This is a genomic window from Halovivax ruber XH-70 (assembly GCF_000328525.1).
Taxonomy (GTDB): Archaea; Halobacteriota; Halobacteria; order Halobacteriales; family Natrialbaceae; genus Halovivax; species Halovivax ruber.
In genome coordinates this window covers 2,935,191-2,955,156 of record NC_019964.1, presented here as the reverse complement: position 1 = coordinate 2,955,156, position 19,966 = coordinate 2,935,191, and the positions used below count along the sequence as shown (strand labels likewise).

At 66.6% G+C, this 19,966-nt stretch carries 28 protein-coding genes; 12 read left to right on the top strand and 16 right to left on the bottom strand.

All coding sequences use genetic code 11. The features are described 5' to 3' along the window. Positions 1-32: 32 nt before the first annotated feature. Positions 33-1,625 carry a dihydrolipoyl dehydrogenase gene (locus HALRU_RS14200; protein ID WP_015302080.1) on the top strand — a complete coding sequence of 531 codons (1,593 nt, stop codon included), beginning with the start codon at positions 33-35 and terminating at the stop codon, positions 1,623-1,625. Positions 1,626-1,664: 39 nt separating this feature from the next. Here HALRU_RS14200 and HALRU_RS14195 read toward each other — a convergent pair whose 3' ends face one another. Further along, positions 1,665-1,931, bottom strand: coding sequence for a DUF7521 family protein (locus tag HALRU_RS14195; RefSeq protein WP_015302079.1), 267 nt, complete (start codon positions 1,929-1,931; stop codon positions 1,665-1,667). A gap of 9 nt (positions 1,932-1,940) precedes the next feature. Beyond that, entirely contained in the window at positions 1,941-2,297 is a 357-nt protein-coding gene (locus tag HALRU_RS14190; RefSeq protein WP_015302078.1) for a winged helix-turn-helix domain-containing protein, read from the bottom strand. A gap of 147 nt (positions 2,298-2,444) precedes the next feature. On the opposite strand from HALRU_RS14190, the gene HALRU_RS14185 reads away from it, so the two are divergent. Continuing rightward, positions 2,445-2,687, top strand: coding sequence for a hypothetical protein (locus HALRU_RS14185; protein WP_015302077.1), 243 nt, complete (start codon positions 2,445-2,447; stop codon positions 2,685-2,687). 21 nt (positions 2,688-2,708) lie between these two features. Here the strand turns inward: HALRU_RS14185 and HALRU_RS14180 are convergent, their stop codons facing one another. Both HALRU_RS14180 and HALRU_RS14175 read right to left on the bottom strand, forming a co-directional pair. Next, positions 2,709-3,191 carry a hypothetical protein gene (locus HALRU_RS14180; protein ID WP_015302076.1) on the bottom strand — a complete coding sequence of 161 codons (483 nt, stop codon included), beginning with the start codon at positions 3,189-3,191 and terminating at the stop codon, positions 2,709-2,711. After that, complete coding sequence (locus HALRU_RS14175; RefSeq protein ID WP_015302075.1) at positions 3,188-3,751, bottom strand: hypothetical protein; 564 nt, start codon at positions 3,749-3,751, stop codon at positions 3,188-3,190. The genes HALRU_RS14180 and HALRU_RS14175 overlap by 4 nt, the downstream gene beginning before the upstream one ends. 109 nt (positions 3,752-3,860) lie before the next feature. Between HALRU_RS14175 and HALRU_RS14170 the strand changes: the two genes are divergently transcribed. Together HALRU_RS14170 and HALRU_RS14165 are read left to right on the top strand one after the other, a co-directional pair. Continuing rightward, a complete protein-coding gene (locus HALRU_RS14170; protein WP_015302074.1) occupies positions 3,861-4,589 on the top strand; it encodes a DsbA family protein in 729 nt (242 codons plus the stop codon). A 133-nt stretch (positions 4,590-4,722) separates the two neighbouring features. Beyond that, positions 4,723-5,238 (top strand): DUF2243 domain-containing protein, encoded by a 516-nt coding sequence (locus HALRU_RS14165; RefSeq protein WP_015302073.1) that lies wholly within the window; start codon positions 4,723-4,725, stop codon positions 5,236-5,238. A 155-nt stretch (positions 5,239-5,393) separates the two neighbouring features. Here the strand turns inward: HALRU_RS14165 and HALRU_RS14160 are convergent, their stop codons facing one another. Then, positions 5,394-6,554: an MBL fold metallo-hydrolase gene (locus HALRU_RS14160; RefSeq protein ID WP_015302072.1), complete on the bottom strand. Its 1,161-nt coding sequence runs from the start codon at positions 6,552-6,554 to the stop codon at positions 5,394-5,396. A gap of 374 nt (positions 6,555-6,928) precedes the next feature. On the opposite strand from HALRU_RS14160, the gene HALRU_RS14155 reads away from it, so the two are divergent. The 5 genes from HALRU_RS14155 to HALRU_RS14135 all read left to right on the top strand — a co-directional run bounded on the left by HALRU_RS14155 (position 6,929) and on the right by HALRU_RS14135 (position 10,243). After that, on the top strand, positions 6,929-7,780 hold the full coding sequence (locus HALRU_RS14155; RefSeq protein WP_015302071.1) for a CPBP family intramembrane glutamic endopeptidase: 852 nt from the start codon (positions 6,929-6,931) through the stop codon (positions 7,778-7,780). Then, positions 7,773-8,162 carry a hypothetical protein gene (locus tag HALRU_RS14150; RefSeq protein ID WP_015302070.1) on the top strand — a complete coding sequence of 130 codons (390 nt, stop codon included), beginning with the start codon at positions 7,773-7,775 and terminating at the stop codon, positions 8,160-8,162. The genes HALRU_RS14155 and HALRU_RS14150 overlap by 8 nt, the downstream gene beginning before the upstream one ends. A gap of 191 nt (positions 8,163-8,353) precedes the next feature. Beyond that, a complete protein-coding gene (gene trxA, locus HALRU_RS14145) occupies positions 8,354-8,713 on the top strand; it encodes a thioredoxin (RefSeq protein WP_015302069.1) in 360 nt (119 codons plus the stop codon). Beyond that, on the top strand, positions 8,710-9,765 hold the full coding sequence (locus HALRU_RS14140; protein WP_015302068.1) for an NAD(P)/FAD-dependent oxidoreductase: 1,056 nt from the start codon (positions 8,710-8,712) through the stop codon (positions 9,763-9,765). The genes trxA and HALRU_RS14140 overlap by 4 nt, the downstream gene beginning before the upstream one ends. A gap of 64 nt (positions 9,766-9,829) precedes the next feature. After that, positions 9,830-10,243 carry a hypothetical protein gene (locus tag HALRU_RS14135; protein WP_015302067.1) on the top strand — a complete coding sequence of 138 codons (414 nt, stop codon included), beginning with the start codon at positions 9,830-9,832 and terminating at the stop codon, positions 10,241-10,243. Between the two features lie 138 nt (positions 10,244-10,381). Here HALRU_RS14135 and HALRU_RS14130 read toward each other — a convergent pair whose 3' ends face one another. The 3 genes from HALRU_RS14130 to HALRU_RS14120 form a co-directional block, all read right to left on the bottom strand. Beyond that, positions 10,382-10,831, bottom strand: a complete 450-nt coding sequence (locus HALRU_RS14130) for a universal stress protein (protein WP_015302066.1) — start codon at positions 10,829-10,831, stop codon at positions 10,382-10,384. Positions 10,832-10,899: 68 nt separating this feature from the next. After that, complete coding sequence (locus HALRU_RS14125) at positions 10,900-11,682, bottom strand: ABC transporter permease subunit (protein ID WP_015302065.1); 783 nt, start codon at positions 11,680-11,682, stop codon at positions 10,900-10,902. Beyond that, positions 11,682-12,743, bottom strand: a complete 1,062-nt coding sequence (locus HALRU_RS14120) for an ABC transporter ATP-binding protein (protein WP_015302064.1) — start codon at positions 12,741-12,743, stop codon at positions 11,682-11,684. Before HALRU_RS14120 ends, HALRU_RS14125 begins: the two co-directional genes overlap by 1 nt. A gap of 125 nt (positions 12,744-12,868) precedes the next feature. On the opposite strand from HALRU_RS14120, the gene HALRU_RS14115 reads away from it, so the two are divergent. Further along, the gene (locus HALRU_RS14115) at positions 12,869-13,291 is read left to right on the top strand and encodes a universal stress protein (RefSeq protein WP_015302063.1); all 423 of its coding nucleotides are present in this window, start codon (positions 12,869-12,871) and stop codon (positions 13,289-13,291) included. A gap of 54 nt (positions 13,292-13,345) precedes the next feature. Here HALRU_RS14115 and HALRU_RS14110 read toward each other — a convergent pair whose 3' ends face one another. The 3 genes from HALRU_RS14110 to HALRU_RS14100 form a co-directional block, all read right to left on the bottom strand. Beyond that, the gene (locus HALRU_RS14110) at positions 13,346-13,594 is read right to left on the bottom strand and encodes a hypothetical protein (RefSeq protein ID WP_015302062.1); all 249 of its coding nucleotides are present in this window, start codon (positions 13,592-13,594) and stop codon (positions 13,346-13,348) included. A 166-nt stretch (positions 13,595-13,760) separates the two neighbouring features. Continuing rightward, positions 13,761-14,144, bottom strand: a complete 384-nt coding sequence (locus HALRU_RS14105; RefSeq protein WP_015302061.1) for an ArsR/SmtB family transcription factor — start codon at positions 14,142-14,144, stop codon at positions 13,761-13,763. Between the two features lie 83 nt (positions 14,145-14,227). Beyond that, on the bottom strand, positions 14,228-14,368 hold the full coding sequence (locus tag HALRU_RS14100; protein WP_015302060.1) for a DUF7560 family zinc ribbon protein: 141 nt from the start codon (positions 14,366-14,368) through the stop codon (positions 14,228-14,230). A 180-nt stretch (positions 14,369-14,548) separates the two neighbouring features. Here HALRU_RS14100 and HALRU_RS14095 point away from each other — a divergent pair, with 180 nt between their 5' ends. After that, a complete protein-coding gene (locus HALRU_RS14095; RefSeq protein WP_015302059.1) occupies positions 14,549-15,286 on the top strand; it encodes a helix-turn-helix domain-containing protein in 738 nt (245 codons plus the stop codon). Between the two features lie 100 nt (positions 15,287-15,386). Continuing rightward, complete coding sequence (locus tag HALRU_RS14090; RefSeq protein WP_015302058.1) at positions 15,387-15,851, top strand: pyridoxamine 5'-phosphate oxidase family protein; 465 nt, start codon at positions 15,387-15,389, stop codon at positions 15,849-15,851. Positions 15,852-15,974: 123 nt separating this feature from the next. Here HALRU_RS14090 and HALRU_RS14085 read toward each other — a convergent pair whose 3' ends face one another. From HALRU_RS14085 to nirK, 5 genes are all read right to left on the bottom strand, one after another. Continuing rightward, positions 15,975-16,112: a DUF7560 family zinc ribbon protein gene (locus HALRU_RS14085; RefSeq protein ID WP_216086567.1), complete on the bottom strand. Its 138-nt coding sequence runs from the start codon at positions 16,110-16,112 to the stop codon at positions 15,975-15,977. A gap of 127 nt (positions 16,113-16,239) precedes the next feature. Next, the gene (locus HALRU_RS14080) at positions 16,240-16,776 is read right to left on the bottom strand and encodes a TlpA family protein disulfide reductase (RefSeq protein WP_015302056.1); all 537 of its coding nucleotides are present in this window, start codon (positions 16,774-16,776) and stop codon (positions 16,240-16,242) included. Next, positions 16,773-17,621 (bottom strand): SCO family protein, encoded by an 849-nt coding sequence (locus HALRU_RS14075; protein ID WP_015302055.1) that lies wholly within the window; start codon positions 17,619-17,621, stop codon positions 16,773-16,775. Before HALRU_RS14075 ends, HALRU_RS14080 begins: the two co-directional genes overlap by 4 nt. A 58-nt stretch (positions 17,622-17,679) precedes the next feature. Beyond that, the gene (locus HALRU_RS14070) at positions 17,680-18,255 is read right to left on the bottom strand and encodes a plastocyanin/azurin family copper-binding protein (protein ID WP_015302054.1); all 576 of its coding nucleotides are present in this window, start codon (positions 18,253-18,255) and stop codon (positions 17,680-17,682) included. 110 nt (positions 18,256-18,365) lie between these two features. Beyond that, positions 18,366-19,454 carry a copper-containing nitrite reductase gene (nirK, locus tag HALRU_RS14065; RefSeq protein ID WP_148680550.1) on the bottom strand — a complete coding sequence of 363 codons (1,089 nt, stop codon included), beginning with the start codon at positions 19,452-19,454 and terminating at the stop codon, positions 18,366-18,368. Positions 19,455-19,966: the final 512 nt, after the last annotated feature.

The following is a 19,966-nucleotide window of genomic DNA, read 5'->3' as shown; positions in this document are numbered from 1 at the left end:
AGTTACATCCCCGTCGCCGTGGTTCGACCCCCATGACGTCAGGAACCGAAGCGGTCGACTTCCTCGTCGTCGGCTCTGGATCCGGGCTCGACGTGGCGAACGCTGTGGCGAACCAGGACCAATCGGTCGCCGTCGTCGAGAAGGACCCGCTCGGGGGAACCTGTCTCAACCGGGGCTGTATCCCCTCGAAACGGCTGCTGTATCACGCGACCGTGCGCCAGACGATCGACCGCGCGGAGGCGTTCGGGATCCACGCCGACGTCACCGGCGTCGATTTCGCCGAGATCGTCCGCGAAGTGAACGACGACGTCTCGGGCAGCGCCGAGTCGATCCGCCGCGGACTGCGCTCGTCGAACCGCCACACCCTGTTCGAGGGGATGGGCCAGTTCGTCGACGACCACACGATCGAGCTCGTCGAGGGACGAGACGCCGGCGAGCGCGTCCGCGCGGAGACCATCCTCCTCGCCGCCGGGTCGCGACCGTCGATTCCTGACATCGAGGGAATCGAGGACGTCCCGTACCTGACGAGTCGGGAGGGCCTGCAACTCGAATCGCCGCCCGGGCACCTCGTGATAATCGGCGGCGGGTACGTTGCGGCCGAACTCGCGCACTTCTTCGGCACCTTCGGCAGCGACGTAACCATCGTCGGTCGTCGGCCCCGGCTGTTGCCACACGCGGACGAACCCGTCGGTATCTCGTTCACCGAGCGCTACAGAGACCGATTCGACGTTCACGTCGGCTACGAAGCCGTCACCGTCTCGGGGGACGACGACGCGGTCACCGTCGAGGCCCGACCCTACCCGCCCGCGTGGGACGACGTCTCCGAACTCGACGACGTGACCGTCACCGGCGACACGCTCCTCGTCGCGGCGGGCCGCCGACCCAACTCGGACACGCTTGCGCTCGACGTCCCGGGCGTCGAGACCGACGAGCAGGGGTTCATCGAGACGGACGAGTACCTCCGGACCACGGCCGACGACGTCTGGGCACTCGGGGACATCGTCGGCGAGTACCTGCTGAAACACAACGCCAACCACGAGGCCAGAACCGTCGTCGGGAACGTTCTCGGCGACGACCTCGACCCGATCGACTACACGGCGATCCCCTACGCCGTGTTCGCCTCGCCGGAGGTCGCCGGCGTCGGGACGACCGAACAGGCACTGGTCGCGGCCGACCGCGAGTACGCCACGACCAGCTACGACTACGCGGACACGGCCCGTGGGACGGCCATGAACGCCGAGGGCTTCGTTCGAGTCCTGATCGATCCCGACGGGACCATCCTCGGGTGTCACATCGTCGGACCCGACGCCTCCTCGCTGATTCAGGAAGTCGTCGTCGCCATGAAAGCCGGATCGGGGACCGTCCACGACATCCGCGAGTCGGTTCACATCCACCCTGCGCTCCCCGAGGTCGTCGACCGCGCGTTCTCGAGCCAGTTCGTCCTGGCCGGGCACGATCACGAACACGATCATAGCCATGGTGGCGGCCACGAACACGACCACAGCAACGGTGACGAGCACGAGCACAGCCACGATCACGATCGCAGTCACGACCACGATCATAGCCACGGTGACGGCGACGGTCACGGGGGCGACGAGCGCGACACCGGGGCCGACGGCGGGTAGTCGTCCAGATCGTGTCGGCGGCGCCCCTATCCGGCCGAATCAGGAACGGAGCGAGAGCAACACGAGCACCATGCCGCTCGAGACGATCGCCGCCTGAATGAGGCCGGCCGAGGCGAGCGAGGTGTCGAACGCGAGGTGGATGAGTCCCTCGCAGATTGCACCCGCACCGATGAAGACGAAGCCGGCGGCGACGTACAGCATCGGTTGCTCCCCGCTTCGGCGGTAGCCGTGGTAAGCCAGCGCGGCAACGACGAGGCTCAGGACGAAGGTGAGCGACTTCGCGACGAGGACGGGTGTTTCGATCATGAGCACTCCTTACGGCGTTTCGTCACGAAGGTCGGTCCAGAGGTCGGTGAACGAATCGGCGAGGTCGTCGGCCGTCTCCACGGTGACCTGGAACTCACCGTCGGCGAGATCGATGGCCAGTCCCTCCAGAGCGGTCTCGTACTCCCGTCGGTGCGCACCGTCCGGCCCGATGGTCGTTCGCTCGTCGATCAGATCGTGTTCGTCGAGCATCGAGAGCCGCCGGTAGATCGTCGACAGTGAGGCGTCGCAGGCGTCGCTGAGTGCCTTCGCCGTCTTCGGCGACCCGTCCGCGGCGGCGAGCATCCGGCGGGCGTAGTCGTCCGCGAGGACGTCGAAGAGCGCCGCCGGATCGGGCTCTCTGGCCATAGTCACTTCGTGGATCTCCGGCCAAAAGTACCCGCCGATCTCCCCTCTAGCGCACTCGCGTTTTCCTGATGCGGACGGAGCAGCCCTGCGTTCTCCGGATGCGGACTGTCCACAATACCTATGGGATTCGCTCGCCTGATCCGAGATATGGACGACGAGTCCGCGTCGCGACGATCGATCGTCGGCCTCGGCGCCCTGGCGAGTTTTTGCTGTCTCGGGCCCGGTGGGGCTGCGATCGCCGGTGGCACGGCCGCGACGTCGGGCGGTGCGGCCGTCGGTATGGGTGCCGGCATCGTCGAGGCACTCTTCGTCGGACTCGCAATCTTGGTCGTCGGCGCCATCGTGCGCTGGCGCACCGGCTGTGCGTCTTGCGAGTCCCGAAACGCGTGAGCGGGACTGGTCGCGGACCGCTCACTCGATCGAGCAGGCGAGACACGATCGGCGGTTCCGGACGTAGATCAACCCGCCCAGCATCGCCACCGAGACGAGCCCGAGAATGGGCCGTAGCGGGTCGAAGTAGGTCATCAGCGCCGAGGAACTGAACAGCGCGAGCAGGAAGACGTTACAGATCGGGCAGCCGACGGCGAGGAACCCGCCGACGAGGCCGCCGATCGCCCACCGGTCCTCGCCGGCAGCGTCGGCGGACCCGGGGATCGCGGTCGCCAGCCGCTGGGCGACGTAGACGCCCGCGAGGATCGCCGTCACGGTGAGGAGCAGGTAGTCGACCGGCGTTCGCGGGACCATCCGGACGTACAGCGGGTTCTCGATCAGCCCCGTTACGACACCGAACAGTGCGAAGACCCCGACGGCGGCGAGGGCACCCCAGCCGATCGCTCGTCGGTTCGTTCGAGCGAGGCGGACGCTCCAGCGCAGCCGGGAGCCGATGCCACTCATCCGTCGGTCACCCCCGGCGAGACGACACAGCGTTCCGGGTGCCCGGCTCGTCCGAGGAAGAAGAGGAGGAGTGCGAGCCCACCGATCCGCACGAGTGCGCCGTCGTAGGGAAGCACGGCGAGGCCGCCGGCGAATCCCAGAAAGCCGAGCAGTCCCGCCCCGCAACTCGCACAGCCGGAGGCGAGCAGCCCGGGGAGGACGCCGGTGAGATCCGTCAGGCCGCCGAGACCCACGAGCCGAAGCTGGGCGACGGCGTTGACGACGGCGACGCCGGTGAGCAGCGCGTAGGAGACGACGATCCCGAGCCCGACGGCACCGTCGGTTCGATAGATCGTGTCCGTCAGGTCGACGATGACGGTGTCGAACCAGTGGATCCCGTCGCCGAGCATCTGCAGGGTGTACTCGGGCATCGACGCCAGCACGAGGAGCACGTACGTCGCACCCGTCACGCCGACGAGCCCGATCGTGCCGGGCCACGACTCGAAGGGGTAGGTGACGGCTTCGACCAGATTTCGCGCGGCTGTCGACGCCCACCGACGCGTGCGACCGATACGGTCCATCGTCCGACAGTGAGGGCTGGCGGGGACAAAACTGCCTGCCTCGATTTGCCGAGTCAGCGAAACGCCCCACTCGTTTACCGTCCCTGTTTCGAAGGTTGCAGCTAGCTAGATGGCGCTCGATTCGAAATCCAGGCGCGCGGTCGTGGCCGGTGGTGTGCTCGCCCTCGGCGGGAGCGGTCTCTTTCTCGCGAGTTCCGGCGAGGAGGACGCCGCTTCCGACCCGATCTCACCGACGATGCACGGGAGCGAGGAAACCACGCCGGTCGGTGTCGATCTGACGGGCAAGCCGATCCTCGGCCAGCCGGACGCGTCGCTCGAACTGTACTACTGGACCGACTTCCAGTGTCCGTTCTGTGAGACGTTCGAACGGGAGACGCTTCCCGACCTGGTCAGGTCCCACGTCGAGTCAGGGCAGGTTCGCATCGTGTTCGTCCCGATCGCGGTCTTCGGCGAGGACTCGTTGACGGCGGCGATCGCTGCACGCTGCGTCTGGGAACACGTGCGCGAAGACGACCCTGCCGCCTACTGGGACTGGCACGAGGCGATCTTCGCTCGACAGGACGGGAAGAACACCGGCTGGGCGGACGCCGGAAACCTCGTCTCGTACACACGCGAGGTCGACGGCGTCGACGCCGATCGACTGCAGACCTGCCTCGCCGACGACCGGGCCCGGTACCAGTCGATGGTCGAATCGGACGTCGAGTTCGCCGCGTCGTTCGGCGTGTCCGGGACCCCGTCGTTCCTGGTGTCGAACGCCGATACCCGTGAACAGAGTTTTCTCGTCGGTGCCCAACCCCTGGAGCGATTTACCGCGGCGATCGACGACGTCGAGTCGTGAGGCGGCGGGTGATAGCTTCGTGAAGTGGTGATGATGGCTGCGTGAAGTGGTGGTAATGGCTGCATGAGGTGGTGATGATGGCTTGCAGACCCACGTTCGGGGTTGATCCACGCTCGTGCTGTCCTCCAACCCGATGTCGACCGATCGATCCGAGGAAACGTGGCTGGGCGTTCGCGAGCGGGCGGCACCGTCGATCCGGGCAGGGATCGTCCTCGGCGTCGGTCTCGGCGGCTTCTTCGACGGGATCGTCCTCCATCAGGTGCTGCAGGTCCACCACATGGTGTCGTCACGCGTCGCCCCAACCGACGTGGCGGGGCTCGAAGTGAACGTCCTCGCCGATGGGCTTTTCCACGTCGGCACGTACCTGTTCACGATCGTCGGGGTCGTCCTGCTCTCTCGCGCCTGGCGGCACTCGGATGTCTCGGTGACCGGGCGAACACTCCTCGGCTCCGTGCTGATGGGCTTCGGCCTCTTCAACCTCGTCGAGGGGGTCGTCGACCACCACCTCCTCGTCCTGCACCGCGTCTGGCCGGCGGGGCCGGGTCCTCCCATTCTCTGGGACGCGCTCTTTGTGCTGTCCGGCGTGGCCTTGCTCGTCGGCGGTTACGCGATCGTCCGCTCGGACTCGGCCGTCGTCTCCGGGCGGTAACTGGACGCGACAACGTTACTGAAGACGGCGACGCTACTGGACGCGACGACGTTGCTGGAAGCGGCCACGCTCCTGGACGCGGCGATGTTACTGGAGGCGATGCCGATACTGGAAATGGCGACGCTCCCGCGGGACGTGTAGCGACGGACTGCCGTCTAGTTCGCCGCGCAGTTGTTCGGGCCGAGTTCGAGCGATTCGGCCTCTTCGGTCAGCGCTTCCTCGCCCCAGTTGATCGCCTTGATCCGGTTGTAGTTCGCGGGTTCGTCGGAGAGGCCGTCGACGATTGTCTGGATAAAGGCTTCCTGGTCGTCTTCGCCGAAGAGGTCGTTCTCGGCCTCGAGTTCGCCGAGCGTCGTCGCGAGCGGGCGGATTTCCTCGTCGCTCATGTGGCCCGGCAGGACGGCGGTGTCGTCGGGTAACGCGGCGAGGGTCTCGAGGCTCGAGAAGAGTTCGGTCGCGCCCTCGCGGACGTCGGCCTCCGTGTTGCCTTCGAGGTCGGGCCGGCCGACGCTGCGGATGAACAGCGTGTCACCCGAGAGGAGGCCGTCTTCCCAGCGTAGCGAGATGCTGCCGGGCGTGTGACCGGGTGTGTGGAGTACGTCGAGCGTGCGGTCGCCGACGGGGATCGAGTCGCCGTCTGCGACCGACTCGAAGTCCTCGAGCTCGCCGCCGTCTCCCTCGTGGAGGTAGTACGGGATTCCCCACTCCTGGGCCATGACGCGCCCGCCGCTGACGTGGTCGGCGTGGGCGTGCGTGTCGACTGCGGCGACGATTTCGACGTCTCGCTCGTCGGCGAGGGCGCGGTACTCGTCGACGTAGAGGCTCGGGTCGACGACGACGGCCTCGTCACCGGCTTCGACGAGGTAGGAGACACACCCCGTTCCGGGTCGGACGACCTGCGTGACGCCGTCGACCGACGGCGCGTCGGTCGTGGTCGGCTCGCTGACGCGTGTCCCGTCACCGTCGACTGGGTAGGCTACGTGGACCTGGCCCCAGCCGGTCATTCCGTCGGCCATCGAGCGGGCGTCGAAGCCGTGCTCGCGGAGGTGTGCGGCCGCGGTGGCCGAGGTGACGCCTGCGGCACAGACGACGGTGACCTCGTCGTCCTGCGGGATGTCGTCGATGGCGGCCTCGAGTCCCGAGAGGTCGTTCTCCAGGAGATCGTCGTAGATCGGGAGGTTCGTGCTCCCCTCGACGTGCCACTCGTCGAAGTCCTCCTCACGTCGGACGTCGAGGACGTAGAAATCGTCGTCGTCGCGGCGAGCGGCCACTTCGTCGGGGTCGATCGTCGGATCGGATTCGATTGTCTTGCTCATACAGTACAATAGTGCTGGCTCACACCTTTAACTCTGCTGGTGGGCGTCTCCCGGGGAGGTCTTCACCGTTCCGGGGTCTGGAACACGGATTCCTTCGTTGAACAACCGAAGCGTTCGGTCCGTGTTCGTCGATCACCCATCTCGGCATTGGATGCGAAATACAATTCGCCGTTCACAAGCCCGCCGGGACGCTGCCCGCCGGCCGATCCAGCATGCGCCGGCCGCTGATCCCCTCGGTGGAACTGCTCGACGATTGGATCGGCGGGCCTTCGAGGCCGTCTCTCTCTCCTCGATGGGCCGTTCCATCCGCCGCCTTCCCTAGTGTACTGCCCGCTCGGTGGGGTTCTAAGCCTCGGTGCGTTGACCATCTCCGCATGTCACTGCTTCGCGACCGAGTCGGCCGACATCCGGTCGCGGCCTTCTTCGCGCTGGCCTACGCCATCTCCTGGCTCGGATTCCTTCCGTCGGCCCTCGGCGTCGACGAGGTATTCGGGGGGCTGAACCTGCTCGTCGCCCAGTTCGGGCCGGCGATCGCCGGTGGCGTCGTCCTCGGGTACACGGGCGGCTCCGTCCGGGCCTGGATCGGCCGTATCGGCCGCTGGCGCGTGCCCGTCCGGTGGTGGATCGCAACGCTCGCGACCCCGGTGGTGCTCTTCGGGCTGACGGACGTCGGCTTCGCGCTCCTGGGGTACGATCCCGTGCTGGCGCGGCTGCCCGACCCGTTGACGACGTACCTGCCGACCCTCGTCGGCCTCTCGTTACTGGCCGGACTCGGCGAGGAACCTGGGTGGCGCGGGTTCGCGCTGCCGCGACTGCAGTCACGGTACGGGCCCATCGGCGCGACGCTGCTGCTGGGGGTCGTCTGGGCGGTCTGGCACCTGCCGGTGTTCTTCGTCGATCCGCGATCGAGTCACGGCATCACCGATCCGGTCGTCCTCGGCGGGCTGGTCCTGCTCACGGCGGTCGGGATCGTCGGCTACGCGTTCTTCTACACCTGGATCTACAACCATACGGGGAGCGTCCTCCTGATGATGGTGCTACACGGCGGCTTCAACACGGCCACGGTCCACCTCGTCCCGTTCTCCGACGAGCTCGTCTTCGGACCCACGTACACGACCCTGCTTTCTGTTCAGGTGGGCGTCCTCCTCGCTGGAGTCGTCGCCATCGTCGCGCTGACCGGCGGTCGACTGGGCTACGCCCCCGACGCGGAGGGCGCGGATGCGTAGACTCATCGTCGGTGTCTTCCTGGTCCCCCACGGACTGGTCCACCTGTGGTACGTCGTGCTGAGCCAGGGCTGGATCGAGGTGGAAGACGAGATGGGCTGGAACGGCCAGTCGTGGCTCCTTTCGCCGGTGTTTTCGGAAGGAACGATACTGGCGGCGGCCAGCGTTCTGTACGTCGGCGTGACGGTGGGGTTCGTCCTCGGTGGCGTCGGGGTCGCGCTCGGCACGGACTGGTGGCCGCCGGTCGTCGTCGGGGCTGCTGTCCTCTCGACGGCTGTCCTCGTCGCGATGTGGGACGGTCGGCTCGAACTGCTCGTCGAGAAGGGCGTAGCCGGCGTAGCCATCAACCTGCTCCTCGTCGCGGCCGTGGTCCTGCTCGAGTGACCGATCGCCCCGCCGAGCGGGTCATCAGTATTTGGGTGCTGGTGCACATCTGACAACCGCTTTGCCCACCAGATTTCGGCCGATTCTGTGCTGAGTGCGGCGGCGGTGGTGCTCAGCTGGCCGGTTGCATTTGGCTGTATTGTGCACAACACACAAAACCTTTAAACACGCTCGGCCCCAACGGGTGAGTGATGACAACCGAGACGACCGCAACCAACGAGACAGGCACCGACGAACCCGTCTATATCGACGACCAGGAGCATCTGGATAGCGTCGTCGCCGAGAACGACGTGGTCCTCACGGACTTCTACGCGGACTGGTGTGGGCCCTGCAAGATGATCGAACCGGCTCTCGAGAAACTCGCCGCCGAGACCGACGCCGTAATCGCGAAGGTCGACGTCGACGCCCACCAGCCACTGGCTGCCGAGTACGGCGTCCGTGGCGTTCCGACGCTCGTACTCTTCGCCGACGGCGAGCAGGCTGAGCAGGTGACCGGCGCGCTGCCGGAGGACCGGCTCCGCGACCTGATCGAGGGTTACACCGCGGCATGAACGGTGAGACGATGAGCGAACCGTCAGCCGAGACTGACGAGTCCGTCCGCGACGTCGTCATCGTCGGCTCCGGCGTCGCCGGCCTCTCGGCCGCGGTCTACGCCGCCCGCGCCGACCTCGAGCCGCTGGTCCTCGAAGGGCCGGAGCCGGGCGGGCAGCTCACGCTGACGACCGACGTCGAGAACTATCTCGGCTTCCCCGAGGGCGTCGGCGGCATGGAGCTGATTCAACGGGGCAAAGAGCAGGCACAGGCATTCGGCGCCGAGTTCGCCCACGAGACCGTCGAGGACGCGACGCTCGACGATCGGCCGTTCACGCTCGAACTGGCCTCCGGCGAGCACCTCCGGACCCGCGCGCTGATCGTCGCCACTGGTGCGAGTGCCCGCTGGGTCGGCGCCGACGGCGAGGACGAGCTGATGGGCTACGGCCTCTCGACGTGTGCGACCTGTGACGGCGCGTTCCACCGCGGCGACGACGTCCTCGTGATCGGCGGGGGCGACTCGGCGATGGAGGAGGCGCTCTTCCTCACGAAGTTCGCCGAGAGCGTGACGGTCGTCCACCGTCGCGAGGAACTGCGCGCCTCCGACATCATGGCCGATCGCGCCCGCGAGCACGACGACATTTCGTTCCGCTGGAACACGGAACTCCTCGAGATCTGTGGCTCCCAGGAAGACGGTGTCACCGGCGCGACGCTGGTCTCTCACCCCGAGGGCTACCCGAAGGAACGCTACGAGGACGGCGAGGACGTCACGAAAGAGACCGTCGACGTCGGCGGCATCTTCTACGGCGTCGGCCACGTCCCGAACACGGACTTCCTCACGGAGACGCCCGTGCCGCTCACGGAGTCCGGACACCTCGACACGCTCACGGGCATGACGACCGAGACGGCCGTCGAGGGCGTTTTCGGCGCCGGCGACGTGATGGACCCCGACTACCGGCAGGCGATCACCTCCGCCGGGACCGGCAGCATGGCCGCACTCGACGCCGAGGAGTGGCTCGACACGGTCGACGCCGTGACCGAGCTGACCGAGGCCCCGATCTCGGCCGACTGAGGGGGATCGGGCCCGGTCGGGAGCGAACCGCGCGTTTTACGGACACTCCGACGAACCGTTCAGTATGGCGACCGATCGTCCGGATACGGTTCTTTGGCTACTGCTCGGTATCGGCGTCGTCGGGACGCTCTTTACCCACGTTCGGTACCTCCCGCGGTACGGATTCGACGTCACACTCGAAGGTGCGCCGATCGTCGTCAGTGGCTGGCTTTCCTTTACACTCCTCTTCTACGCACTCGGGCGCGTCCTCTCGGACCCGCCGGAACTCCCGAGCATGCGCGGCGGCGACATCGGTGTCGCGCTCGTCGTCCTCTCGCTGCTCCTGGCCGGAGCGCTGAGCAACTACGGCTTCGTCCCCCGAGCGGTTCCCTGGCTCTACGTCGGCCTCGCGATCGCGTTGTACGTCGGCCTCGCGCTCGTGGGCTGGTCGTTCGGCCAGCGAACCCGCGCGGTCAACCGACTCGTCGAAGAACTGTAAGCAAAACCAGTTGCCGGGCGATCGGATACGTCCGATCGGTACCCACCGCGCGCTTCGACCGGTAGCGAGTGAGTTCGATTCGACCGAAAGCGATAGCACTCGCTCCGATTCACATCCTCCACGTGCGTCAGCGACCGTTCACGTGTCGGTGGCGTCCTCGCCGGCGTCGACGACGAGAACGCGGAACTCGCCGAACCGGATGACGTGATCGGCGACGCTCCCGACGGCCATGCGGTGGAGGCCGCCGCGACCGCGGCTCCCCATGACGATGACGTCCGCGTCGATCTCGCGGGCGTAGTCGAGGATCTCCGACGACGGCGGGCCGTTCCGGATCGTTCCGGTGGCCTCGACGCCTGCCGCTTCGGCCCGTTCGACGGCGTCGTCGACGAAGCCCTGCGCCCGTTCGGCCAGTGCCTCGCTCGGATTCGCCGCCTCGCCGGGCAGGCGCACGTCGCCGAGCGGGCCGCTGTCGGCGACGGAGAGTGCGTGCAGGGTGGCGTCCTGATCGGCCGCGAGTTCGATGGCGTCCTCGATAGCGGTCGTCGCGTGGGGGCTGCCGTCGGTCGGCACCAGAATCCGTTCGAACATAGTGATACTTCGCAGGCCCGTCACGTCAACGTTCGGCTTCGTCGTCGCCCGAACGGTCCGCGGATTCGTCACACGTCCCGCCGTCGGAACCACAGCTGCGAGACGACGACGAGGACGAGCGTTCCGGCGACGAGGATCCCCGCGCCGACGAGGTCGTACTCGGCGTCCAGGAGGATCGCGTTCGGGTCGAAGTACCGCGTCGGCGAGATGGCGCCGACGGCCTCGTAGTCGGTCCCTTCCAGGAGCGATTCGAGCATGTAGAGCCCGAAGATGGCGCCCAGGGCGACCCGCTGGGCGATGGCGGCCCGATCGGCGACGACGGAGGCGAGCAGGCCGATCGCCGCGCAGGCGAAGAGGTACGGGATCGAGAGGGCGTGCACTGCGGCGAGGTCCGCAGCGCCGATCGGATGGTCGACCAGCCGGGTACTGACGTAGACGACGATCGGCGTGATCACGTTGACGGCGACGATCGGGACGGCCAGCGCGGCGAACGTCTGGGCGACGACGCTGGCTCGCGAAATCGGCAGCGTGAGCAGGATGTCGGTCCGCTCGCGGTCGATGTCGTCGGCGATCGTCCCGGCGGCCAGATACGCGAGGTACAGCCCGAGGAGGATCACCCAGCCGAACGTGTACAGTTCGAACGAGAGGAACCCCTCGATCGATCCCATCGTCTCGATGTCGAACACCTGGAGGACCTGCGGGGGATAGGCCTCTAGCAACTCGTCCTCGCCGAAGGCGTCGGCGAACGAGGGGTAGACCCAGATCACCATCGCCGCGAGCAGCGACATGGCGAGGGCGAGGTAGACACTCCCGCGAACTCGATTCCGTCCGTAATAGGTAGCGAGCTCCATCAGTGCGACGCACCTCCGGTGGCGTCGGAAGCGGGCGGCGACGCACGTGACCCGGTCTCACTGGATTCGTCGCCGTAGAATCTGAGGAAGACGTCCTCGAGCGGCGCCTCCTCGATCGTGCAGTCGTGCAGCGAGTACTCACCGAGGCGCGCGAGCAGCGCGTCCATCTCGCCCGTGTACGTGAAGGTATACTCGTGGAAGTGCTCGTCCGCGTCGGCTTCGGCGGCGATCCCCTCACCACCAGCACCCGCGCTGTCCGTCCAGGCCGTCCCGCCCGTCTCGTCGCCTGTGGCGGGTCCGACCGCCGCCCCGGCGACGCCAGCCGCCAGCTCGTGGACGCCGTCTACGCCCGCGAGCGCCGACTGTGGAATCGCGTCTGCGGCGACCAGCCGGACGACCTTGCCGCTGCGTTCGAGCAGCGATTCGACCGGCTCGACGGTAACCAGCCGGCCCTGCCGGATGATGGCGACGCGGTCGCAGAGGCGCCTGACCTCGCCGAGGATGTGCGAGGAGAACAACACGGTGAGGCCGTTCTCGCTCTCCCGGCGGAGGAACTCGCCGAAGCGCTGTTTCATGAGTGGGTCGAGTCCGCCCGTCGGCTCGTCCAGGATAACCAGCTCGGGATCGTGCATGAACGTGAGTACGAGCCCCAGCTTGCGGACGTTGCCGTGGGAGTACTCACGGATGGCGCGATCGAGCGGCGGCTCGAACAGTTCGACCAGTTCGTCGCTCCGCTGATCACCCTTGATGCTGGCGTGGAGGTCGATAATCTCCTGGCCGGTCGCCGTCTCGTCGAACTGCGGGTCGTCGGGCAGGTAGCCGATCCGGCGGCGGGCCTCGATGAGCGCCGATTCGTCGCGTACGTCGGCGCCGAGCACCGTCGCCGAGCCGTCCGTCGGCGAGATGAGACCGAGGAGCATCCGGATAGTCGTCGTCTTGCCGGCCCCGTTCGGCCCCAGATAGCCGAAGATCTCGCCGGTCTCGACGGCGAACGAGACGTCGTCGTTCGCGAGCACCTCGCCGTAATCCTTCGTCAGTCCGTCCAGCGTGACCGCGTCCATACGCCCAGTTCGGGCCGACGGGTCGTAACTGTCGGGGGCCGTTCCCGGCCGACCTGCCGGGTGACCCCATCGAGGCGGCCGGAATCGGCGCCTGGTTTTATATCGGCCCGCTCGAATCAGTGGGTATGTATCGCGTCCTGTTACCACTCGACGAAGACGAAGACCGTGCGCTCGCCCAGGCACAGTACGTCGCCGACCTCCCGAACGCGAGTGAGTCGGTCGAAGCGATCGCGCTCTTCGTCTTCCACGGCGAGGGCGAAGACCTCCCCGACGAACTGAAGCAGTTCAACTCGGCGACGCGCGTCGGGTCGGTGCGGGAGGCGACCGAGCATCTGGACGAACGGGGTATCGAGACGACGGTCGTCGAGGATAGCGGGGACACGGTCGCGGACATCCTCGGCGTCGCCGACGAGTACGACGTCGACTCGATCGTCCTCGGCGGTCGCAAACGCTCCCCCGTCGGGAAGGCACTCTTCGGGAGCGTCGCCCAGTCGGTCATCCTGGAGACGGATCGGCCGGTCGTCGTCACCGGCGGGAACCACGACTGAGCTGTCGGCCGCTGCGTTGTCGGATCGCGTCGCGGCAGTTCCTGATCGTTGCCCCTAGCCGAGAGCGACGATGATCGCCCAGACGACCACCGCCTGCCAGACGATAGCCGCGGTGACCCGTGGGGCCGGCTCCGTCGGTCGGGGCGGATTTCGAAAGAGTGCGTCGTAGACGAACGGTGTCGCGGCGAGGACGCTCACGACTCGGGCGAGTTGCATCGGCACCGCGGTGAGTGCCCCGACGAGTACCCCCGACGCGAGGAGGAGTGCGATCGCGAGGAGGACGCGGTCGTAGTGTTCGGCCATCGTTTTCACCGTCAGAGACGATCCGCTCGGGTGTGAAACCAGTGCTTGCCTTGGGTGCCAGACCAGTTCCTGCTACCTGATCGGGACGAATGAATCGGGCCAGCCGGAACGACGTGGGACGGAAAATGAATGGACCGGAACGAATCGATCGAGACGTAATCGAGTGCTAGATTGCGCCGACGCCGTCGACGGATTCTCCCTCGGCGATGCGCAATTGAACGCCGTCTTCGGGGGAGACCGAGAGGACGAACTCGTCGAGACACGCGGTGTACTCGGCCGTGTGGTTGCCGGAGCGTCGGAGGCGCAGTCCGTCTTCGAGGAGGCCCGTCTCTTCGAGCTCGTCGAGTTTTCGGTAGGTCGTCGAGAGTGCCAGGTCGGTGGTCTCGGCGATCTCTTTCGCGGAACGGGCCTCGTCGCTGGTCGCTTCGAGGATCTGCCGGCAGGCCGGGTCGTCGAACGCACTGACGACGGCGGCGACGTCGTAGTCGGGAGTGGTCGTCGAGTAGGGCGTCTTCGGGGTCTGGGTCGGCGCCTGCATGGATTGGCTCATACTACACTGTCGGGACCGGAGGGGGACGAGTTGACACCACAGCTATTGGGGGTAGTTTATATACTCCGGTGTCACGGGACCGCTCAGGCGAACGCGTCGGGGGTGAGTGCGGTGCCACAGCGCACGCACCCGTGTTCGACGAGCGCCGCTCGCTTGTCGTCGTCCACGACGAACGACGACGCACACTCCGGACAGACGAACGTCGAGTGCTGGGGAGTTTCCATGGGTCTATTGCAACGTAGTCGACCCACAGATAAGGCCCTGGGGTGCGTTCTCGCGTGGCTGGAATCCACACGCGGGCACACCGGCGTTCGCCGTCTGCGAGGAGAGCGGTCACCCAGGGTGACCAGCGGCGTGGTGCCACCACTGGACTAAAGGGAGCGCGACCCCAACGCCGGACACGAATGGGCGAGGGAATACGTGCGACGGTCGCGATCACGGCGCCCGACGGCTGTCCGATCGCCCGGGAGTCGGCGCGGACGGGCTCGGTCATCGACCAGACGTCGACGAGCGTCTCACCGGCCGCCTCGAGTGGGAGCGTCACCGAATACCTCGCTGCGGCGGACGAACCTGCCGTCAACGCCGAGACAGAGGATGGTGGCCCCGACGCCGACACTGCGTCTGCGGACGCCGAATCCGCCACAGACGCGACGTCCACTGCGGACGAACCCACCGACGGTGCCGTATTCTCGTACGGATCGACCGCGATCTACCGCACGTCCCACGAGGAATCCGACGACTGTCCGTGCGCGTGTCTCGGGTCCCACGGCTGTCCCGTCCATCGATACGTCGCGGACGACGGGGAGTTGACGCTCGTCTTCCACGCCGAATCGTTCGACCAGTTGCAGGACGTGATGGGTGACCTCAGGGACCGATTCCCGTCGGTCGACGTCAGACGGCTGCTCCAGCCACCGCTCGAGGGGACGCCCGACGACGGCGTCTTCGTCAACCGGGGGAAACTCACCGACCGACAGCGGGAGGTGCTCGAAACCGCCTACGAGAACGGCTACTTCGAACGGCCCAGGGGAGCCAACGCGTCGGAACTCGCGGCCGAACTCGGTATCTCACAGTCGACGTTCACCGAACACCTCGTCACCGCCCAGCGCAAACTGCTCGACGACGTGCTCGATCCGAGTGCGTAAGCGATCCAGGGCGCGCTCGTTCGGGTTCGCCGATCGGACTGGCGGTTCGGGGGCAGACGGTGGGATTAAGACGGCCCGGGCGCACGGGCAACGTACGACGATGTCACTCGCACGGGAAACGGAAATGACGGCGGGCGAACTGGACGAGTTCCTCGGCGGGCAGGAGACCGGGGTCCTCTCGCTCGCTCGCGACGACGAACCCTACGCGATTCCGATCTCGTACGGCTACGATCCGGACGAGCGCGTGTTCTATCTGCGGCTGGTCTCGACGCCAGAGAGCGAGAAGCGTGAGTACCTCTCCTCGTCGCCGCGGGCCAGGCTGGTGGTCTACGACGAGACGGACGCCGAATCGAGTTACCGAAGCGTCGTCGCCGTCGGCTCGCTGACGGAAGTGCCGCCGGAGGAACTTACCGTCGACCGAATCGAGCAGTACGGCGAGGCGAAGCGACCGCTCTTCGAGATCTGGGCGAACTCGAAGCCGGATCTCGATATCCAGCTCTACACGCTCGAACCGGTGGATCTGAGTGGGCGACGAACCGAGATCGATCGGACGGAAAGCGAGTGAGGCGCCCGCCTGGCGGTCGATTTTCGACAAAGAATCGTTCCGTTCGACGACGTTCACTCCGGGAAACGTGAGTGTGGACGCAGCCACGGTACTTCGTAAAACGAACTGGTGAGTCGACGGTACTCACGCGGGGGCGAAACTGTCGTCACTGACGGATGTCGAACAGATGGGGCAGCCGTTCGACAGGATTGCCGTCCGCATCGGCCCGTTGATCTCGATCTGCTGGCCGCACGCCGGGCACGTGAACTCGTACTCCTTCATTGACTCGCTCTCCATGTCGGCTTCACTCTGGGTTCGTTCTCGGGTATCATATGGGTTCCCCCTCGATACGTGGGGCAGTTCACGTGCGCTCGTGGTCGGCCCCGCCCGTCGCGGTGGTGGGCGGGCATCACGCCCGGGCCTCCTCGAGCCGGGCGAGCAGGGTCGCGTGGTCGGCGTAGCCGCTGTGGCGCCAGTCGACCCTGTTCTCGGCGTCGAGAACGACCGTGTACGGGACGCTCACGGCGTTCAGCGCACTCGTGAGGTCGAGGTCTGCGTCGTGGGCGACGGGCCAGGTACCCTCGTGAGCGGTCCACCAGTCGGCGACGTCCGCCCGGGTGACCGTCCCGCCGAGGGGCTCGTTCGTCACCGAGACGACCTGGACGTCGTCGCCGACGCGCTCTGCGACGCGGCCGAGCGGCGCCATCTGGCGCGAACAGACGTCACACGAGGTCGCGAACAGCTCGACCAGACTCACTCGACCGCGCTCGGGGACGGTAACGGTGTCCCCCTCCTCGCCCTGCCCGGAGATCGCCGCGAGTTCGACCGGCTCGACTCCCCCGTCGTCAGACCCGGGTTGCCAGTCGGTGACGGCCAGCGCGCCTGCACCGCCAAGGGTGGCCAGTGCAGCGCCGCCTGCAATCAGCTCGCGTCGTCGCACGATCATCCCTCCTCGACGACCGTGCGGGCGTCGTCCAGCACGGTTCGCGGGGCTGGCGGCCCGCCAGCGTAGGCTCGCTCGACCAGCCCGTCTCTGTTCACCAGCAACACCAGCGAGGTGTGGACGAAGTGACGGTGGCTGCGTCCGTGTCCGTCGTGGGTCTCGTCGGTGTCACCGTCGCTCTCGTTCATCCCGTCGTGGTCGGTATCGCCCGTTTCGCCGTCACTCTCGGTGTGATCGTCATCGGTCGTCTCGTTCTCCGATTCGGTCGGGTCGCTCTCGTCCGCGCGCTCGAACGCGACGCCGAACGTGTCTTCGACGACCGACGTGGCACGCGCGGGCGTCTCTGGCCTGAGGAAGTACCAGTTCCCGACGTCGAAGTCGACGCCCTGTTTCTCCCCGTACTCCCTGAGGACGTCCGTGGTGTCGTACTCGGGATCGAACGTGACCGTCTGGAACGCGATCTCGTCGGCGTAGCCCCGCTCGATCGAATCGGCCTGGATCCGGCGGAGCGTCGAGGTGAGGCCTGGACAGACGGTCGTACAGCTCGTGAAGACGAACGTCAGCATCGTCGCCCGATCGCCGACGAACTCGGTGGTCGTCACCGAGCGGTCGTGTAGTGGGGCCTGGACGGTCGCTTCCGGGAGGTCGTCGCCGTAGATCGGGTGCGGGACGTCCGTTTCACGGGCGCGGTCGTGACTCGCTGGGGGTGCCAATACGAGGTCCTCACGAGTCGCTCCCGTCTCGTCACCGATTCGCTCGATGCAGCCCGCGAGCGGCAGGCCGATCGCAGTCGCTCCGGCCACCCGCAGCATCGTTCGTCTGTCGACGGTCGTTTCGTTCACGTTCATCGTCTTGCTTCGAGTCGGGGTGTTTCGGGTCGGTCTGGACTGCTTGGCCGATCGATCGTCACGGCCCGGCGTCCAGCACCGGACGGGTTCGTTCGTTGAACATACTGAGCGCGTTGATAGCCCGCTGGGGCATCTCCGCCGGCGGGTCGTCCATCGCCGGCTCGGCGTCGGGATCGGGCCAGCCGACGACGACGCGCCCGATGTTGCCCGCGACCTCGTGTGAGGTACAGACTTGCTGGGTGTCCACGTAGTCGTAGACCCCTTCACGCTCGAACGTGTGTTCGAACGTCTCACCGGGCTGGCTGAGCCGCGCGCTGCCCCAGGGTTCGATCCCGTCGGGCGTCCGGTGGGGTGGGTGGGTGTCGCGGTGGTAGGCCGCCACGTCGTGACGGCCCGTTTCGACGACCCACTCGACGGTGGCCCCCTCGCTCACGTGGACGATCTGGGGATCGAACTCGGGGAACGGTCGGGACGTCGTCGTGACGGTGATCCGGTCCGTCGGGGTACCGAGTTCGCCCGCGTTTTCCGGTTCGGCCGTCTCGTCGCCTCGGTCGAGACAACCGGCGAGAACGATACCGGCAAGGCCGACGCTAGTGCCGAGTGCGTCGCGTCGAGTGAGGCAGTGGGGTGTCATGGCGTGGTCGGACTGTCACGGCGAAATATCACGGTCTCCTGCAGGATAGCCCGATCGCGGGACGGTCGATCGGTCCGCAGTCGCCCCGGATCGGCGGGCTCGTCACCCGCTCAGGGCTCCGGGTTGAAGATCTCCGGTTCCGGCTCGCCCTCGACCTGGATCACGCCGAGCATGCCCTTGCGGACGACTCGACTGAGTGCGTGGTCGACGATCTTGATCGGGCCGGGAACCGGCGTGTCGATCTCCGCCGCACCGACCGAGCCGGGGACGACCGGGGTCGTCTCGACGTATCGGGCGGGGTCGGAGACCATGTCGCCGTCGCGGTAGAGCGTCTCCCAGACGTTGCCGATGGCGTGCCAGGAGCTGGTGAGGTTCGGCCCGCCGTTGGCGTGGAAGATGCGGACCCGCTCTCCCTTCTGGACCGTGACTGGCCCGTATCCATTCTCGGTGAAGGCGTACGCCTCGCCGTTCAGCGTGACGTAGGTGGGTTCTTCGCTTGCCATCCCGTCGTAATCGAACTCGTGGTGGCCATCCTCGCCAGCGGCACCGTTCGTGTAGATCTCGTTCTGCCCGAAGTACAGCTCGCGGTCGACCTCGGGGAGACCGTCCTCGGGCTCGACCAGGATCGCACCGAACATGCCCGCGCTGATGTGCATGTCCATGTCCGGGACCGCACAGTGGTAGACGTGGACGCCGGGGTACATCGCTTTGAACTCGATCGTCGCCGACTGGCCCGGGTCGACCATCGTGTCGTCCGCGCCGCCGCCAGGTCCGTAGACGGCGTGGAGGTCGATGTTGTGGACGACCGCCGACTCGGCGGCGTTCGTCAGGGTGAGCCGGACGGTGTCGCCGCGCCGTACCCGGATCATCGGCCCTGGAACCTGGTCGTCGAACGTCATGTATTTGAACGTGACGCCGGGTTCGATCTCGGCGATGCGTTCGGTCGTCGTCACTTCGATCTCGTGGGTCCGCGGGGACGACCAGTCGACCGGGTCGGGCAGGTCGGTCGGATCGGCCGCGATCCGGTCGACATCCGTCGGTTTCGCTGGATCGAGCCCCTCGTCGCTCGTCTTGGCAGTCGCATCGTTCGTCGGTTCCTGCTCGTTTCCACTGCTGCTGAGGCAGCCCGCTAACGCAACCGCACTGGTCGCACCCATCGCAGCCATGAGTCGTCGTCGATCGATTGAGAGGGAAGTCATTGGTACATGCGGTAGTAGGGGACTACATATGTTCAACCCTGAAGATGATTCCTTGACAACGAGAACGCTCTGGAGCTGTTCGGCTTGACCTCTTAAACCTATAAAAAGACACACAGTATAACCCGCCGAGGGCTCGGGTGTTCCGCCAGTGGGTCGTCACGGACTCGATCTCTGGCGTAGCGGGGTTTCGGGACAATTCGACCCAACGCTCACGCCGACTGGTCCGGTCGATTCCACACGCTCAGTCCGCCTGGGGCGCGACCGTTCTCGGCTGGCCGCGCTCTCGTTCTCGCCTGGTCGTTCTCTGGTAGGTCGCACGTGACACGCGGGAATCAACAAGAGCAATCAGCGACAGAGCAGTAGGGCAGCCAGCGACAGCGCAGTCACCGAGAATGCGACTGTTCGAGCAGCACAGGCACCGACAATGCGGGTGTTCGGGTGGCGTGACCGAACGGACCAGCTATCGTGGTCGGTCGAAGACGGTACCGATCGATCGGAACACGTTCGGGAGT

Excerpts from the sequence above, each read along its gene's own strand:
- HALRU_RS14110 (WP_015302062.1), bottom strand. The coding sequence starts at position 13,594 with ATGGCCGAACACTACGACCGCGTCCTCCTCGCGATCGCACTCCTCCTC.
- HALRU_RS14095 (WP_015302059.1), top strand. The coding sequence starts at position 14,549 with ATGGGCGAGGGAATACGTGCGACGGTCGCGATCACGGCGCCCGACGGC.
- HALRU_RS14070 (WP_015302054.1), bottom strand. The coding sequence starts at position 18,255 with ATGACACCCCACTGCCTCACTCGACGCGACGCACTCGGCACTAGCGTC.
- HALRU_RS14190 (WP_015302078.1), bottom strand. The coding sequence starts at position 2,297 with ATGGCCAGAGAGCCCGATCCGGCGGCGCTCTTCGACGTCCTCGCGGAC.
- HALRU_RS14200 (WP_015302080.1), top strand. The coding sequence starts at position 33 with ATGACGTCAGGAACCGAAGCGGTCGACTTCCTCGTCGTCGGCTCTGGA.
- HALRU_RS14185 (WP_015302077.1), top strand. The coding sequence starts at position 2,445 with ATGGACGACGAGTCCGCGTCGCGACGATCGATCGTCGGCCTCGGCGCC.
- HALRU_RS14150 (WP_015302070.1), top strand. The coding sequence starts at position 7,773 with ATGCGTAGACTCATCGTCGGTGTCTTCCTGGTCCCCCACGGACTGGTC.
- HALRU_RS14075 (WP_015302055.1), bottom strand. The coding sequence starts at position 17,621 with ATGAACGTGAACGAAACGACCGTCGACAGACGAACGATGCTGCGGGTG.
- HALRU_RS14130 (WP_015302066.1), bottom strand. The coding sequence starts at position 10,831 with ATGTTCGAACGGATTCTGGTGCCGACCGACGGCAGCCCCCACGCGACG.
- HALRU_RS14105 (WP_015302061.1), bottom strand. The coding sequence starts at position 14,144 with ATGAGCCAATCCATGCAGGCGCCGACCCAGACCCCGAAGACGCCCTAC.
- HALRU_RS14125 (WP_015302065.1), bottom strand. The coding sequence starts at position 11,682 with ATGGAGCTCGCTACCTATTACGGACGGAATCGAGTTCGCGGGAGTGTC.
- nirK (WP_148680550.1), bottom strand. The coding sequence starts at position 19,454 with ATGACTTCCCTCTCAATCGATCGACGACGACTCATGGCTGCGATGGGT.
- HALRU_RS14160 (WP_015302072.1), bottom strand. The coding sequence starts at position 6,554 with ATGAGCAAGACAATCGAATCCGATCCGACGATCGACCCCGACGAAGTG.
- trxA (WP_015302069.1), top strand. The coding sequence starts at position 8,354 with ATGACAACCGAGACGACCGCAACCAACGAGACAGGCACCGACGAACCC.
- HALRU_RS14090 (WP_015302058.1), top strand. The coding sequence starts at position 15,387 with ATGTCACTCGCACGGGAAACGGAAATGACGGCGGGCGAACTGGACGAG.
- HALRU_RS14155 (WP_015302071.1), top strand. The coding sequence starts at position 6,929 with ATGTCACTGCTTCGCGACCGAGTCGGCCGACATCCGGTCGCGGCCTTC.
- HALRU_RS14135 (WP_015302067.1), top strand. The coding sequence starts at position 9,830 with ATGGCGACCGATCGTCCGGATACGGTTCTTTGGCTACTGCTCGGTATC.
- HALRU_RS14120 (WP_015302064.1), bottom strand. The coding sequence starts at position 12,743 with ATGGACGCGGTCACGCTGGACGGACTGACGAAGGATTACGGCGAGGTG.
- HALRU_RS14085 (WP_216086567.1), bottom strand. The coding sequence starts at position 16,112 with ATGAAGGAGTACGAGTTCACGTGCCCGGCGTGCGGCCAGCAGATCGAG.
- HALRU_RS14175 (WP_015302075.1), bottom strand. The coding sequence starts at position 3,751 with ATGGACCGTATCGGTCGCACGCGTCGGTGGGCGTCGACAGCCGCGCGA.
- HALRU_RS14165 (WP_015302073.1), top strand. The coding sequence starts at position 4,723 with ATGTCGACCGATCGATCCGAGGAAACGTGGCTGGGCGTTCGCGAGCGG.
- HALRU_RS14115 (WP_015302063.1), top strand. The coding sequence starts at position 12,869 with ATGTATCGCGTCCTGTTACCACTCGACGAAGACGAAGACCGTGCGCTC.
- HALRU_RS14080 (WP_015302056.1), bottom strand. The coding sequence starts at position 16,776 with ATGATCGTGCGACGACGCGAGCTGATTGCAGGCGGCGCTGCACTGGCC.
- HALRU_RS14170 (WP_015302074.1), top strand. The coding sequence starts at position 3,861 with ATGGCGCTCGATTCGAAATCCAGGCGCGCGGTCGTGGCCGGTGGTGTG.
- HALRU_RS14195 (WP_015302079.1), bottom strand. The coding sequence starts at position 1,931 with ATGATCGAAACACCCGTCCTCGTCGCGAAGTCGCTCACCTTCGTCCTG.
- HALRU_RS14100 (WP_015302060.1), bottom strand. The coding sequence starts at position 14,368 with ATGGAAACTCCCCAGCACTCGACGTTCGTCTGTCCGGAGTGTGCGTCG.
- HALRU_RS14180 (WP_015302076.1), bottom strand. The coding sequence starts at position 3,191 with ATGAGTGGCATCGGCTCCCGGCTGCGCTGGAGCGTCCGCCTCGCTCGA.
- HALRU_RS14140 (WP_015302068.1), top strand. The coding sequence starts at position 8,710 with ATGAACGGTGAGACGATGAGCGAACCGTCAGCCGAGACTGACGAGTCC.